General features: G+C 69.3%; 14 protein-coding genes. 4 read left to right on the top strand and 10 right to left on the bottom strand.

Annotation, left to right across the window (positions count from 1 at the left end; translation table 11 throughout):
- The first annotated feature begins 51 nt into the window (after nucleotides 1-51).
- Entirely contained in the window at nucleotides 52-984 is a 933-nt protein-coding gene (locus tag ACFQ0P_RS04590) for an alpha-E domain-containing protein (RefSeq protein ID WP_204980819.1), read from the top strand.
- Nucleotides 981-1,826 carry a transglutaminase family protein gene (locus ACFQ0P_RS04585; protein ID WP_204980818.1) on the top strand — a complete coding sequence of 282 codons (846 nt, stop codon included), beginning with the start codon at nucleotides 981-983 and terminating at the stop codon, nucleotides 1,824-1,826. The genes ACFQ0P_RS04590 and ACFQ0P_RS04585 overlap by 4 nt, the downstream gene beginning before the upstream one ends.
- 163 nt (nucleotides 1,827-1,989) lie before the next feature.
- Here ACFQ0P_RS04585 and ACFQ0P_RS04580 read toward each other — a convergent pair whose 3' ends face one another.
- Complete coding sequence (locus ACFQ0P_RS04580) at nucleotides 1,990-2,166, bottom strand: hypothetical protein (protein ID WP_204980817.1); 177 nt, start codon at nucleotides 2,164-2,166, stop codon at nucleotides 1,990-1,992.
- A gap of 72 nt (nucleotides 2,167-2,238) precedes the next feature.
- Nucleotides 2,239-3,843 carry an MFS transporter gene (locus ACFQ0P_RS04575; protein WP_204980816.1) on the bottom strand — a complete coding sequence of 535 codons (1,605 nt, stop codon included), beginning with the start codon at nucleotides 3,841-3,843 and terminating at the stop codon, nucleotides 2,239-2,241.
- A gap of 52 nt (nucleotides 3,844-3,895) precedes the next feature.
- Here ACFQ0P_RS04575 and ACFQ0P_RS04570 point away from each other — a divergent pair, with 52 nt between their 5' ends.
- On the top strand, nucleotides 3,896-5,140 hold the full coding sequence (locus ACFQ0P_RS04570) for a D-arabinono-1,4-lactone oxidase (protein ID WP_204980815.1): 1,245 nt from the start codon (nucleotides 3,896-3,898) through the stop codon (nucleotides 5,138-5,140).
- 37 nt (nucleotides 5,141-5,177) lie between these two features.
- Here the strand turns inward: ACFQ0P_RS04570 and ACFQ0P_RS04565 are convergent, their stop codons facing one another.
- Both ACFQ0P_RS04565 and ACFQ0P_RS04560 read right to left on the bottom strand, forming a co-directional pair.
- Nucleotides 5,178-6,536: an MFS transporter gene (locus ACFQ0P_RS04565; protein ID WP_378771486.1), complete on the bottom strand. Its 1,359-nt coding sequence runs from the start codon at nucleotides 6,534-6,536 to the stop codon at nucleotides 5,178-5,180.
- Complete coding sequence (locus tag ACFQ0P_RS04560; protein ID WP_378771483.1) at nucleotides 6,533-6,997, bottom strand: MarR family winged helix-turn-helix transcriptional regulator; 465 nt, start codon at nucleotides 6,995-6,997, stop codon at nucleotides 6,533-6,535. Before ACFQ0P_RS04560 ends, ACFQ0P_RS04565 begins: the two co-directional genes overlap by 4 nt.
- 78 nt (nucleotides 6,998-7,075) lie before the next feature.
- Between ACFQ0P_RS04560 and ACFQ0P_RS04555 the strand changes: the two genes are divergently transcribed.
- Nucleotides 7,076-7,927 carry an alpha/beta hydrolase gene (locus ACFQ0P_RS04555; RefSeq protein WP_204980812.1) on the top strand — a complete coding sequence of 284 codons (852 nt, stop codon included), beginning with the start codon at nucleotides 7,076-7,078 and terminating at the stop codon, nucleotides 7,925-7,927.
- Nucleotides 7,928-7,959: 32 nt separating this feature from the next.
- Here the strand turns inward: ACFQ0P_RS04555 and ACFQ0P_RS04550 are convergent, their stop codons facing one another.
- The 6 genes from ACFQ0P_RS04550 to ACFQ0P_RS04525 form a co-directional block, all read right to left on the bottom strand.
- Nucleotides 7,960-8,889, bottom strand: coding sequence for an alpha/beta hydrolase (locus ACFQ0P_RS04550; protein WP_204980810.1), 930 nt, complete (start codon nucleotides 8,887-8,889; stop codon nucleotides 7,960-7,962).
- Nucleotides 8,890-8,920: 31 nt separating this feature from the next.
- The gene (locus ACFQ0P_RS04545; protein ID WP_204980808.1) at nucleotides 8,921-9,442 is read right to left on the bottom strand and encodes a VOC family protein; all 522 of its coding nucleotides are present in this window, start codon (nucleotides 9,440-9,442) and stop codon (nucleotides 8,921-8,923) included.
- Complete coding sequence (locus ACFQ0P_RS04540; RefSeq protein WP_204980806.1) at nucleotides 9,439-10,653, bottom strand: alpha/beta fold hydrolase; 1,215 nt, start codon at nucleotides 10,651-10,653, stop codon at nucleotides 9,439-9,441. The genes ACFQ0P_RS04545 and ACFQ0P_RS04540 overlap by 4 nt, the downstream gene beginning before the upstream one ends.
- Before the next feature lie 72 nt (nucleotides 10,654-10,725).
- Nucleotides 10,726-11,742: an ABC transporter permease gene (locus ACFQ0P_RS04535; RefSeq protein ID WP_204980804.1), complete on the bottom strand. Its 1,017-nt coding sequence runs from the start codon at nucleotides 11,740-11,742 to the stop codon at nucleotides 10,726-10,728.
- A gap of 16 nt (nucleotides 11,743-11,758) precedes the next feature.
- On the bottom strand, nucleotides 11,759-13,303 hold the full coding sequence (locus ACFQ0P_RS04530) for a sugar ABC transporter ATP-binding protein (RefSeq protein ID WP_204980802.1): 1,545 nt from the start codon (nucleotides 13,301-13,303) through the stop codon (nucleotides 11,759-11,761).
- 9 nt (nucleotides 13,304-13,312) lie between these two features.
- Nucleotides 13,313-14,152 carry a sugar ABC transporter substrate-binding protein gene (locus ACFQ0P_RS04525; RefSeq protein ID WP_204980800.1) on the bottom strand — a complete coding sequence of 280 codons (840 nt, stop codon included), beginning with the start codon at nucleotides 14,150-14,152 and terminating at the stop codon, nucleotides 13,313-13,315.
- Nucleotides 14,153-14,306: the final 154 nt, after the last annotated feature.

Genomic DNA, 14,306 nt, shown 5'->3' with positions numbered 1-14,306 from the left:
GTTTCGATACGCGCCCTGTGGGCGCTACTCAACAACCGGGAAGGACGGCTCATGCTGAGCCGCATCGCTGAGTCGCTGTTCTGGATCGGGCGCTACATCGAGCGCAGCGACGGAACCGCCCGGATCCTCGACGTCCACCTGCAGCTGCTCCTCGAGGATCCGTGGATCGACGAGGACACCGCCTGCCGGTCGCTGCTGAGCGTCATGGGATCGGCGCCGCCGGAGGGTGTGCAGCACGTCCGTCGAGAGGACGTCCTCGCACGGCTCGCCGTCGACCGAATGAACCCGTCGAGCATCGCCTACGCGCTCACCGCCTCGCGCGAGAACGCGCGTCGTGCCCGCGAGATCGTGTCGACCGAGCTGTGGGAGACGCTCAACACCACGAACACCCGGATGCCGCGGCGCCTCCAGGCCGACAGGGTGCACGAGTTCTTCCAGTGGGTGCGCGAGCGCGCGGCGCTCGCGGTCGGCATCGTCGACTCGTCGACGAGCCGGGACGAGGCGTGGCAGTTCTTCACCCTCGGTCGCAGCATCGAACGCACCGACATGACGGCACGGCTCCTGGCGACGAGGTCGTTGACCGAGGCATCCGGCCCGTCCTGGACCACGATCCTGCGGTCGTGCGGCGCGTACGAGGCGTACCTGCGCACCTACCGCGGCATGCCGAGTGCACGCAACGCGGCGGAGTTCCTGCTGCTGGACCGGCTGTTCCCGCGGTCGATCATCTACTCGATCCAGCGCGCCGAGGAGTGCATGAGCGCCATCGATCCCCGCGCCGACCGCGTCGGCCACTCCAACACCGTGCTGCGGGCGCTCGGCCAGATCCGCAACGACCTCGAGTACCGGCCGGTCGGCGAGATCCTCGGCGAGCTGCCCCAGCACATGGACCGCGTGCAGAAGGTGACGCGCGAGGCATCCGAGGCCATCCGCAACCGCTTCTTCCCGACGCAGGCGGAGCCGAGCTGGATCGGAGAGATCTCGTGAAGCGCTTGAGGATCGAGCACCAGACCGGCTTCAGCTACCAGGGCGACGTGTCGGCCTCGTACAACGAGGCGCGGATGCTGCCGGGCTCGACAGACAGCCAGTTCGTGCTGAACTCCTCCCTCGACATCGAGCCCTCGACGTCGGTCAACCAGTACGTCGACTACTTCGGCACGCGCGTGGCGGCCTTCGATGTGCTGTCGCCGCACGCGGCGCTCACGATCACGGCGAAGTCGCTCGTCGAGGTGCGTCCGCGCCCGCTCGAGCACGTCGACGTCACATGGCACGGGCTCTCCCGCGAGGCATCCCGCTCCATCGAGACCGTGGAGCAGATGACGCAGACGGGCCGGACCCGGCCTCACCCCGAGGTCGCCGAGCTGGCGCGCTCGATCGCCGCGCAGCACGACCACCCGGGGCGCGCCGCACACGCGATCGCGACCGGCATCGGCGACGCCGTCGAGTACATGCACGGCATCACCGGCGTGCACTCGACGGCACGCGACGCGTGGGAGGCCCGCAAGGGCGTCTGCCAGGACATCGCGCACATCACCCTCGGCGCGCTGCGCGAGGTCGGCATCCCCGCCCGCTACGTGTCGGGATACCTCCACCCGCGACCGTCCGCCGAGGTGGGCGTCGCTGTGACGGGGGAGTCGCACGCGTGGGTGGAGTGGTTCGCGGGCGAGTGGCAGGGCTTCGACCCCACAAACAACATCGAGATCGGCGACCGCCACGTGCTCGTCGGCCGAGGACGGGACTACGGCGACGTGCCGCCGCTGCGCGGTGTGTACGCGGGGCCGTTCAAGTCCCACCTGCACGTGAAGGTGACGATCACGAGAGAGGCGTGAGCCTCTCACGTGAACGGCGGATCGGTTCCTGAGTAGCCGCGCAGCGGAGTATCGAAGGACGATCACACGCGAAGCGTGAGAACGTGGTTCACCCTGAGTAGCCGCGCAGCGGCGTATCGAAGGGATCACACGCGAAGCGTGAGCCCGCCCGCTCTGGTCGTGCTCAGGCGGGTGCGGCGTCCGGGTCGAGGGCCTTGAGGGTGTCCTCCTCGGCCGGGTTGTCGGCCTCGAGCTGGTCCTCGGTGCTCTCGTCGCCACCGAGCGGATCGTTCTGCTCGAGCGGCTGGTCCTCGGCGGAGCGTTCTTCGGCGGAGCGGTCTTCACGGCGTTCGTCGGTCATGCGCCCACGCTAGGCGCGACGCCCGCGCGCGCACAGGGGTTGACGAACGGACAGACCGGTGGATGCCGCGGCTCAGACCTGCTCGGACGCCTCCGCGGGATCCGGCTCGGGAGCGCGCGTGCCGGCGCCGAGTGAGAACGTGGCGAAGAGTCCGAGGATCAGGAAGCCGGCGGCGGCGAAGCTCGCGTACTTCGTCCCGTCGGAGAACGCGGCCTTCGCGTCGTCGGCGAGATCGGCGGTCTGTGGAGATTCGGCGAGGCCCGCGATCGCGCCGCCGGCGCTGTCGACGACGGCCGACACCACCTGGTCGCGCTGATCCGCAGGCACCCCGCGCTCATCGAGGCGCGACGAGAGATCCGCCGCGGTCGTCGTGAAGAGGATGGTCCCCAGCACGGCGATGCCGAGGGCCGCGCCCAGCTGCCGCGCCGTCGACTGGGTGCCCGACGCCTGCCCGCTCTCGGCCGTCGGCACGTCGACGAGGACGACGCCGGTGAGCTGGGCGGTGGCGAGCCCGACGCCGAAGCCGTAGACGAACAGCGCCGGCACGAGCGGCACCCACGAGGCATCCGGTGCGATCACGAAGCCGACGGCGGCGACGCCGACGATCTCGGCGACGATGCCGACGCGCACGATCGCGACCGGCGCGACGCGCCCGCTGAGGGCGCCCGCGATGCCGCTCGCCGCGAACGAGCCGATCGCGAGGGCCAGGAGGATGAGCCCCGTCTGCACCGCCTCGAAGCCGAGGACGAACTGCAGCCAGAGCGGCAGCGCGAGGATCAGGCCGAACTCGCCGAGCGAGACCACCATGGCGGCGATGTTCCCGTTGCGGAACGATGGGATGCGGAACAGTCCGAAGGCGATGACGGTCGACCGCCCCGTCCGCCGTCGGTGTATGCCCCACGCGATGAAGCCCGCGATGCCCGCCGCGGCGATGACGAAGGCGATGGCGACCGGCGAGATCTGCCAGGGCCACGTCCAGCCCCCGATCTCGAGGGGTCTGTCGGTGACGATCCAGCCATAGGTCCGACCCTCGATGAGCCCGAACACGAGCGAGCCGACCGCGACCACCGAGAGCACGGCGCCGATGACGTCCACCGGCTCGGCCGCGCCCCGGGACTCGTCCACGGTCAGCAGCACGCCGATGACGATCGCGATGCCGAGCGGCACGTTGACGAGGAACGCCCAGTGCCACGAGAACGCGGTGGTCAGCCAGCCTCCGAGGAGCGGTCCCACGGCCGCCATCCCGCCGATCGTCGACCCCCACACGGCGAAGGCGATCGCCCGCTCGCGCCCCCGGAACGTCGCGTTGAGCAGCGACAGAGTCGTGGGGAGCATCATGGCGCCGCCGACACCCTGCACGAGGCGTGCGGCGATCAGGATCTCGCCGGTCGGAGCGAGCGCCGCCCCGACCGATGCGACGGTGAAGACGACCACGCCGGTGAGCAGCATCCGCCGACGTCCCCACCGGTCGGCGAGGCTGCCGAACACGAGCAGCAGTGCGGCGAAGACGAGGGTGTACGCCTCCTGCACCCACTGCACCTGGCTGGACGTGATCCCGAGGTCCTCGACCATGGCGGGGATCGCGACGTTGACGATGGTGGAGTCGACGATGATGAGCGCCACCGCGACGCTGATGAAGACCAGACCCGCCCACCGGCGGCGCGCATTGCTCGGCATATCGCTAGCTTAGCTAGCGACCTTGGGGCAAGCGAGCCCTTAGGCTCGGCGCATGAGCCGCAACTGGGCGGGCACCCACTCCTACGGCGCTCCGACGATCGAACCGGCATGGAGCGAGTCCGACGTGCTCCGGATCATCGCCGCGGACTCCGGTCCCGTCCACGCCCTCGGCACCCGCCACTCCTTCACCGACCTCCCCGACACGGCCGGCACGCTCATCGACCTTGCCGGCCTCGACGGCGGGTTCGCGCTGCGGGACGGCGAGGTGCGTGTCACGGCCGGCACCCGCTACGGCGTCCTGGCGGAGTGGCTCGAGGAGCGCGAGCTCGCGCTCCACAACCTCGGTTCGCTGCCCCAAATCTCGGTCGGCGGAGCGACCGCGACCGGCACCCACGGCTCCGGCGACGCCAACGGCGCGCTCACCACGGCGGTGCGCGGCATCCGGTTCGCCGATGCGGACGGGCGGGTCCACGAGGTGCGCCGCGGTGACCCCGACTTCGACGCGCTCGCGGTCGGCCTCGGCGCCTACGGGGTCGTCCTCTCGCTCGATCTCGAGACCCGGCCCACGTTCCGGGTGCGGCAGGACGTGTACGCGGGGGTGTCGTGGGATGCCGCGCTCGGCGCGCTCGACGACGTGACCGGCGCCGGCTACAGCGTCTCGGTCTTCACCCGCTGGGAAGGCGAGTCGATCGGCTGGGTGTGGGTCAAGACGCGCGTCGACTCCGACGACGACCCCGTGCCGCAGAGCCTCCTCGACGGAACGCTGGACGTCGACGCCGAGCCGCTCGGCGACCTCGCCGACGTCACCGAGCTGCGTGGTGTGCCGGGGCCGTGGATGCTGCGGCTACCGCACTTCCGCCTGGACGGCACGCCGTCCTTCGGCGACGAGATCCAGAGCGAGTACTTCGTCGCGCGCAAGGATGCGCCCGCCGCGCTGCAGGCGATGCGCGACCTCGCCGGCGACATCCGGCCCCTTCTCTTCGTGAGCGAGCTGCGCACGGTCGCGGCGGACCGCCTGTGGCTGAGCCCCGCCTACGACCGCGACGTGCTCGCGATCCACTTCACGTGGCGCAACGATCCCGTCGGGGTGGGAGGGGTGCTTCCGCGGATCGAGCGGGCGCTCGCGCCGTTCGCCGCGCGACCGCACTGGGGCAAGCGGCACGGGCTCGAGCGCGCGGAGATCGAGCGTGTGCACCCCCGGCTGGCGGAGGCGCGCGCCGTGTTCGAGCGGTGGGATCCGCGCGGGCGCTTCGCCAACGCGCATCTCGTCCGCGTCGGGGCGCGCGAGCCGCGCTGAACGGTCCGGCGAGCCCTGCGAGGGGTCGCCGGAGTGGTCAGCTCGCGCGGCGCGTGGGAGCCGTGTCGTCGGGAACCCGCATGGGCGTGGCCGAGGCGGCCTCGTCGCTGAACCGCTCCGGTTCGACGACCGACATCGGCCGGGTCTCGTCGATCGTGAGGAGGAATCGCTTCTCCTCGCTGCGGTGCAGGCGCCCCGACACGATGAGCCACGTCGCGCCGATCGCGAAGGCCGCGAAGCCCGCGACCGCGCCGAGGAGGATCGCGACGCGCGGGCCGAACTCGGCGGCGACCCATCCGACGATGGGCGCGCCCACGGGGGTGCCGCCCATGAGGATCGCCACATAGAGCGCGAGCACGCGGCCGCGCAGTGCGGGGTCGGTGGTGGTCTGGACGAACCCGTTCGCGGTCGTGAGCATCGTCACGACGGCGAAGCCGGTGAACATGAGCGTCGCGGCATATGCCCAGTACGTCGGCATGACGGCGGATGCCGTGGCCGCCACCGCGAACAACAGGGTGCCTCCGATCACCACCCGGATGCGCGCTCGGTCTCGGCGGGCGGCCAGAAGAGCGCCTGCGAGCGAGCCGACCGCGAGGATCGAGCTGAGCAGACCGTAGCCGTCGGCCTCCTGGCCGAACTCGAGCGCCATCGTCGAGGCGAAGATGGGGAAGTTCATGCCGAACGCGCCGACGAGGAACACCATGCTGAACGTGACGATGAGGTCGGGTCGGCGCGCGACGTAGCGGAATCCGTCCGCGAGACGCGACGCGCCGGGCGCCTTTACGCGGGGCACGAGCTCGTCGATGCGAATGAGCATCAGCGCGACGATCATTCCGAGGAACGTGATGCCGTTGACGAGGAACACCCAGCCTGTGCCGACGGCGACGATGAGCAGTCCCGCGACCGCCGGCCCGATCATGCGCGCGCCGTTGAACGACGCGGCGTTGAGGGCGACGGCGTTCGACGCGATCTCGCGCGCCACCAGGTCGGACACGAACGCTTGCCGCGCGGGGTTGTCGAACGCCGCGATGACGCCCAGCGCGAGCGCGAAGGCGTACATGATCGGGAGTGTCATGACGCCGAGCAGCAGCAGCACGCCGATCGCGACGCCGAGGACGAGGAGGAGGCTCTGAGTGAGGATGAGCAGCCGGCGGCGGTCGAAACGGTCGGCCACCCATCCGGTGACGCCGACGAGCAGCAAGGGCGGGGCGAACTGCAGCGCCATGGTCACGCCCATCGCTGCGGCGTCGTTGTCGGTGAGCTCGGTGAGCACGACCCAGCTCAGCGCGGTCGCCTGCATCCAGGCGCCGATGTTCGACACCAGGGCGCCGATGAACCACACGCGGTAGTTGAAGATCGAGAAGGACCGGAACATGGGTGATCGCGTCCGGCTCATCGGGCGACCATCCGCTCCATGATCGCGGCGGCCCGCGCGAGGGTGTCGCGCTCGTCGTCGGTGAGCTCGGCGAGGGCCGCCTCGACCCACGCGTCTCTGCGCGCTGCCGTCTCGTCGACGACGGCACGACCCTCGTCGGTGAGCGAGATGACGACCTTGCGGCCGTCGTTCTCGTCGGCGGAGCGCTCGACGTAGCCCGAGTCCTGAAGGCAGTTGACCGTGCGGTTCATCGAGGGTGCGGAGACCCGCTCCCGATCGGCCAGTTCGCCGAGGGTGTGCGGGCCGTGCATCCACAGGGCGGCGAGCACCGCGAACTGGCCGTCGCTCATCGAGTCGATGGCACGCTGCGTGCGCATACGGCGCGCGAGGCGGAAGGTCGCGATGCGCAGTTGGGATGCCGCGGCGGTGTGGTCGTCGGGGAGCTCGGTGGCGGGCGGGATCGGTGTCGTGTCAGTGCTCATTCGAATCCTTAGCATAGCTCATTAGCTTTGCTAAAGGAATCGGTGGTGGGGAGGGATGCCTCGCCTAGACTTCTCGGCATGCCCGAGTTCATCGATGCGCACGGCATCGCGATCGTCTACGACGTCCATCCCGCGAAGACCGCGCCCCGGGCCGTCATCCAGTTGCTGCACGGCGTCGGTGAGCACGCCGGCCGGTACGCCACCCTCATCGAGGCGCTCACGGCAGACGGGTACACCGTCTACGCCGACGACCGCCGCGGCCACGGCCGAACGGGGATGGGTCACCACGGCGGCGACGCGACCAAGCTCGGCCGCCTCGGGCCGGGGGGCTACCGCGCGGCGCTCGCCGCGTGCCGCCAGTTCACCGATCTCATCCGCGCCGAGAATCCGGGCCTCCCGTTGATCATCCTGGGCCACTCGTGGGGCTCCTTCATCGCCCAGCGACTCGTGAACGACGACCCGCACGCGTACGACGCCGTGGTGCTCAGCGGCTCGTCGCTGCTGTGGCCGGGCTCGCTCAACGCGGGCGATCTCAACAAGCCGTGGAATGGTCCCGGCGCCATGGGCACGGAATGGCTCGCGTCCGACCTCAGCGTGGGCCGCGCGTTCCTCGATGACCCGCTCACCACCGACGAGCCGCTGCTGAAGCTGTTCGGCCCCGTCGACACCCTGCGCCTGCTGGGCAAGCCGCGCAAGGACCTCGGGGTCGACATCCCGGTCCTGCTCATGGTCGGTCGCGACGACACGGTCGGCGGGCCGCGCAGCGTGCACCGGCTCGCGGACGCGTACCGCACGCGGTCGAAGCTCACGGACGTGACGACCCTCGTGTACCCCGACGTCCGGCACGAGATCTTCAACGACGTCTCCCAGGCCGAGGTGCGCGCGGATGTGCTCGCGTGGCTCGACCGCCGGTTCCCGTCGCGCGGCTGACCGTCGGGTTCAGAGCCAACCGCCCGTCGCCGCTATCCGTCGCCGAGGGCTGCCGCGGCGAAGGATGCCGCCCGCTCAATCCCCAGCCTCCCCTCTTCGAGCACCGCGGCGAAGAGGTGCCAGACGTGGAACATATCCGGCCACACATCGAGCGACACGCGCACGCGATGCTCGGCGAGCCGCGTGACCAGGTCGAGTGCGCCGCTGAGCATGACCTCGGCCTCGCCGATCTGGACGAGGATCGGTGGGAGTCCTCGCAGATCCGCGTTGACCGGCGATGCATCGGGCTCTGTGACGCGCGCGTCACCGAGGAACGCCCGAGCCTGCAGGTCGAGCGCATCGCGGCTGCACAGCGGATCGACCCCCTGCCGCGTACGCATGGATGCCCCCGAATGAGAGAGGTCCACCCAGGGAGAGAGGACGATTCCAGCCGCGGGGAGCGGCAGCCCGCGCGCCCTCGCCCGGGTCATGACCGACAGCGTGAGCGCGCCCCCGGCCGAATCGCCTGCGAACACCACGGACTCAGGTGGGACGCCCACTTCGAGCACGCCCTGATAGAAATCGACGCAGTCCAGTATCGGTGTCGGAAATGGATGCTCAGGCGCGAGCCGGTAGTCGGGGATCAGGACGACGGCGTCGAGGGCGAGGGCGAAGCGGGCCCCTAACGCGACATACCCTTCGGCCGACCCGAAGAGGTACGCGCCGCCGTGAAAGTAGATGAGGGTACGGGTGCGGCTGCCTCGGGCGGGCGTAACCCGGTGAGCCGGGATGCCGGAGACCGTGATCGGCTCGACTACGACGCCCTCCGGGATCGGGTGCTGTCGCAGCATCCGCGTGTAGTTCTCCCTGAGCTCTCGCATGAGACCCGGATCGGCATCCTCGGCAAGGGCGGTCAGCAGCCCTCCGAGGCTGTCGCGCCACGCCTGCAGTCCGCGCTGGGTGGGTTCGTTGTAGATCGGCATCGACATCTCCTCGTGCACGCCCGCGCGCACGTCAGATCGACTCGGGCGTACGGCGTCGGCGGGGCGGCTGGATCAGCTCGACGATGGTGCCGTCGTCCGGTCCCAGCTCGTAGTAGGCGAAGCCGCCGTCGCCGTCGAGGCCGTAGCCCGCGCCCCACTGCACCGGCTCCTTCCCGACGCGCCGGAGGGAATCCATCGCCGCGTCGATGTCGGCCACGAAGCGCCCGACATGGTGGGGACCATAGCCTCGTCGCTGGACCCACTCGTGATAGATGCTGGGGCCCCTCACCGGCTGTATGAGCTCGATCTGCGGTCCCGCCCCGGCGAGCGCGAGCCGCATCACGAACTTGCCGGGACCTCCTCGGAAACCCAGACGCGGGAGAGTGGCGGCGGAGTACTCGTAGACGATCCACTCCTGCTCCCCGAGCAGCGAGTTCCACTCCCGGATCCCGTCCGCGAGGTCGGGGACGAGATAGGCGACCTGATCGACGCTCGCGTGCAGCGACTGCTCCGACAGCCCGTCGGCGAGGCGGCGATCCTGCTCCGCTGTCATCGATAGCCCACAGAGTGGAGGAACTCCCGGACGGTCTCGTTGTACTCGAACGGGTTCTCGATCATGGGGTAATGGCCTGTTCCCGCGAGCACCGCGATGGTGCTTCCCGCGATGCGAGACTGGGTCGCCTCGACCTGCTCCTGCGAAACCAGCCAGTCCGCGTCGCCGCGGAGGAGCAGGACGGGATCCGTGATCCTGTGCATCTCCGCCCTCTCGTCGAAGTGCCCGTAGCCGATCAAGTCGGCGACCATGACCTCGGCGGGATTGCGCTGGATCTGCCACACCACCTCGCGCCGACGATCGTCGGGCGTGCGGTCGCCGGTGAGCGACTGCGACCAGGCGTCGACGATCTGATGCCCGTCGGTGCGCATCATGTCGAGGAAGAAGTCGGAGACGGTGGGCGTGTAGTCCGCCCCTTCGCTCGACACGATCGCCGAGTACGCGCCCGGTCGTCTCGCCGCGAGCTCCAGCACCTGGTTTCCCGCGAACGAGCATCCGATGATCGCCGGCCGACTCAGCCCGAGTGCCGCCATGAACTCCTCGTTGAACTCCGCATGCTGCGAGATGTCGGTGAACGGGCCGCCCGGGGGGAGGAGGGACTTGGCGTGTCCCGGCGCATCGATCGAGATCACCCGGTACTCGTCCGAGAGCCCGTCGAGCACGTGCCGGTACATCATCGTGTCCTGCGAGGCCGCGTGCAGGCACACGATCGGGAGCCCCTCGCCGGCCTCCTCGTAGTAGGTGCGCACGCCCGCGACTGTGAGGTAGCGGCCGACAGTCTCCTTTCCCGACGCGCGCGGCTCAGGCGACGGCTCCGGCGCGACGGGCAGCGTCCGAGCCGTCCGCTTCATGGCCTCGAGCGTCAGCCACATCGTCTTCGCGTTGCGCATCGCCGTGACCACATCGCCACCGATCGCGAGCGTACCCAGACCGGGCGACGTCGCCTTGAACCAGTCGGACGTTCCGCCCACGATCTCGTCCCACTGTTCGCGAGGGGCTTCGAGGACGATGTCTGCACCTCGTGCGGGGAGGCCGGTGAAGGCGGCCAGGGCCTTTCCGTGACGGATTTCGAGCGCCGCGGCCTCATCTCCCACGGTGAACTGGATGCGCGCATCGAACCATCGCGCGGCCGCTCGCCAACGTTCGTCGCGGTTGAGTTCGGTCACGAACTCGTCCCACCACTCGGACGTGAAGGCTGGGGTGGTCGTCATGCTGTTTCTCCTTTGAACATGCGGTCGGTCTTTCGATGGGGCCGGTGGTTGGATCGGATCTCGCGTCACGAGTCAGCGCTTCACTTGACCGAGGATGCGGCGGCTCGTCGTGCTGAGCGCCACAGCCCCGGCGAGGATCACCCCTTGCACGATGTACTGGGCGAAAGAGGGCGCTCCGAGGATCGCGAAGCCATTCGTCGCCACAGTGACGATCAGTACGCCCACGAAGGTGCCGACGATGTGGAACTCGCCGTCGCGCAGGACCGACGCGCCCAGGAAGCAGGCGGCGAAGGCGCCGAGGAGGTATCCGTCCCCGGCGGTCACCTGCGCGCTCCCGATGCGGGCCGAGAGGACGATTCCGGCGATGCCGGCAGCGACAGCTCCGATCACGAACGCGATGATCGTGACTCGTGCGACGTTGACCCCGGCCAGCCGGGCGGCGACGGGATTCGCGCCCACGGCCTGGGCGTGATGCCCGAAGACCGTGCGATTGAGCACGACCCACAGTATCGCCAGGAACGCGAGCTCGATGATGATCGGCATCGGAATCCCCAGGAGGTCGCCCCGCGCGATGCCCGTGTACGGGCCTCCGGTGAGGTTGATCGGGGCGCCGTTGGAGTACCAGAAGTTGATGCCCAAAACGATCGTGGACGTCGCGAGGGTCGCCACGATCGGATTCACCCCGAGCCCGGAGACGAGAAGGCCGTTGGAGAGACCGACGACGGCGGCGCCGACGAGAGCCAGGGCGATGGCGAGCGGCATCGGCGCCCCCGACCGCTCCATCAGGCCGACGGCGAGGATGCCCGTGAGGCCGAGGACGTTGCCGAAGCTGAGGTCGAACTGGCCCGCGACGAGTACCAGGGTCAGTCCGCCGGCGACGATCGCGAGCAGGGCGCTCTGGTTGAGCACGTTTACGAGGTTTCGCTCCGTCAGGAAGGCATCCGGACTCGCGATGCCGAATGCCACGATCATCGCTGCCAGCACCAGCAGTGTTCCGTATCGGGCAAAGAACGACAGCACCCGATGTCTGCCCTCGACGATCGGTGCCTGCTCGGCAGGTGGGTCCGATCGTGTGGTTGTGGTCGTCACTTCCGTTCCTTTCGCGTCACGCATAGCAAAGGCCCAACATGTCGGCGACGGTGATCTCGTCGCCCGTGAGATCGCCGACGACACGGCCACGTGACATCACCGCGACCCGATCGCATTCGAGGAGTTCTTCGAACTCGGAGGAGATGACGATGACCGACATCCCCTGCTCGGCGATCGCACGGATCCGTCGGTAGATGTCTGCGCGCGCGCCGATGTCGACTCCCCGGGACGGCTCGTCGAGCACGAGCACGCGCGGATTCGTCGCGAGCCAGCGCCCGATGATGACCTTCTGCTGATTCCCGCCGCTGAGGGCTGAGATGGGCTGACGGGCTCCGCCCGCGCGCATCACGACCCCGAGCTCCTCGCACCGCGCGAGAGCATCGCGATCGGCTTTACGCTGTGACACGAGCGGATTCAGCTTCGAGGTTCGGGCTCCCCACGCGGCAGCGTGCAGGTTGCTCGTGATCGGGAGTTGCAGGAAGAGTGCCTCGGATCGCCGCTCTTCGGGAACGTACGCGACTCCCGCACGCTTCGCGTCAGAGACCCCGCGCGGGGCGTAGGCCGCGCCGTATAGGCTCATCGTCCCCGCGTCCGGCTCGTCCGCGCCGAAGATGACCCGCGCGAGTTCGGTGCGACCCGCTCCCACGAGACCGGCGATGCCCAGCAGCTCACCCTCGTGCAGGCGCAGAGTCGCACCGTTGACGCTCCGACCGCGGTGGATCCCGGCTACCTCGAGGGCCACTCTTCCATCGACGGCTGCTCTGGTCCCCGCCGGAAGTCGCGGCGCGAGCGCGTGGCCGACGATGCCGTGGACGAGGCGCTCCCGGGTGATCTCCTCGTTGCGGAGGCTGGCTGTCACGGATCCGTCGCGGAACACCGTCACCTGATCGCAGATCGACATCACCTCGTCGAGCCGGTGGCTGATGAAGACCACCGCGACGCCCTGGGCGGCGAGGTCGGCGCAGACCTTGAGAAGGCGCAGGGATTCCTCGGCGTCGAGTGAGCCTGTGGGCTCGTCCATCACGATCAGTTCGCTGTCGTTCATCAGTGCGCGCGCGATCGTGACGAGCCACTGCTCGTGGACGGTCAGGGACCCCACCAACCGATCTAGCGGGAAGGTGATCCCGACTCGCTCGGCGACAGCGGTGACCCGGCCGGGAACTCGACGGAAGTTGCCGATGATCTTGCGGCCGCCGCCGTTGTTGCCGAGCAGGATGTTCTGAGCAGCCGTGAAGCTGCGCACAAGATTGAGCTCCTGGTGGATGAAGGCGAACCCGAGTCGCGATGCCGCCGCTGGGCTGTGCAAGCTCACCGGCTCGCCGTGGGCCCAGATCTCACCATCGTCGGGCGATTCCAGTCCGGCGAGGATGCGCACGAGCGTGGACTTTCCCGCACCGTTTGCGCCCACGAGACCGTGGATCTCGCCGGACCGGAAGGCGACGTGGATCCCCTTGAGAGCGCGGATCGCGCCGTACGTCTTGACCAGGCCCACGACCTCGACGACCGGCGCCGAGCGCTCGGCATAAGCCGGCGCGATCGGAGTCCTCTCCAGGTTCGTCATCGATGATCCTCAGTAGAGCGTCGGGTCGCCGGCGAGGAACTCCTCGACGTTGTCGGATGTGACGAGCACGACCTCGGTGCCGACGGTCTGGGGCACCTCCACAGAGTCGGGATCGTCGAGGTACGCGATGAGGAGCTTCACGAGATCCTCCCCCTGCGCGGGCGAGTTGTACCAGGTGGTAGCCGTGAGCTCACCGCTCTCGACGAGCGCCACCGCTGCCGCTGTCCCATTGATGCCGTACGTCCGGATGTCGGTGCGGCCGAGGTCGCGCAGCGCTGCCACGGCACCGGTTGCGGGATCATCGAAGCAGGCCCACACGGCGAGAGACTCTCCGCCCGCCGGATGAGCGGCCGCCCAGGCAGCCGTCGCCGCCTGTGCGGACTCCACCTGGCCCGGGATCGTGATCTGCTGCTTCGTCTGAACGATGTCGGTGTCGGCCAGAAGCTCGTCGAGTCCCGCCTCCCGACCCTGACACGGCAGCCCGGGCCGGTACCCGAGCGTGAGGACCTCTCCCTCGGCGTCCATGTCCTCGACCATGCGGGCGCTCGACTCGTCGAGCCAGACGTCGCCGGCGAACTGAACGCCGTCGCCGGTGCCGCCGCCCCAGTTGGCGACCGGGACGCCGGCGTCGATCGCGGAGGCGACTCCGTCGGCGAGAGCTGTGGTCGGGAAGACGCTGACAAGGAGCGCGTCCGCGCCCTTGGTTACGAGGTTCGTCATCGCCGCATTCATCTCGTCGACGCTCCCTTGCGCGTCGACGGTCTGTACATCCCAGCCCTGCTGACGCGCGTATTCAGCGCCGCCCTCGAGCGCGGCGTTCGAGAACACATCGCTGGCGCTGAATTGCACGACACCGAGGACGGGAGCGTCTTCGGCCCCTCCTCCTGAGGCCGTCGCGCCCGAGCACGCCGTAACCCCCACCAACACCGCAGCTCCCGTCGCAAATGTCGCGAGCTTCCGTCGTCCGCTCATCATGCCTACCTCCTCGTAGTGCTTTCACGTG

Source organism: Microbacterium insulae, from assembly GCF_042677065.1.
GTDB classification, from domain to species: domain Bacteria; phylum Actinomycetota; class Actinomycetes; order Actinomycetales; family Microbacteriaceae; genus Microbacterium; species Microbacterium insulae.
The sequence above is the reverse complement of the archived record's forward strand: the minus strand, read 5'-3'. Positions and strand labels throughout refer to the sequence as shown.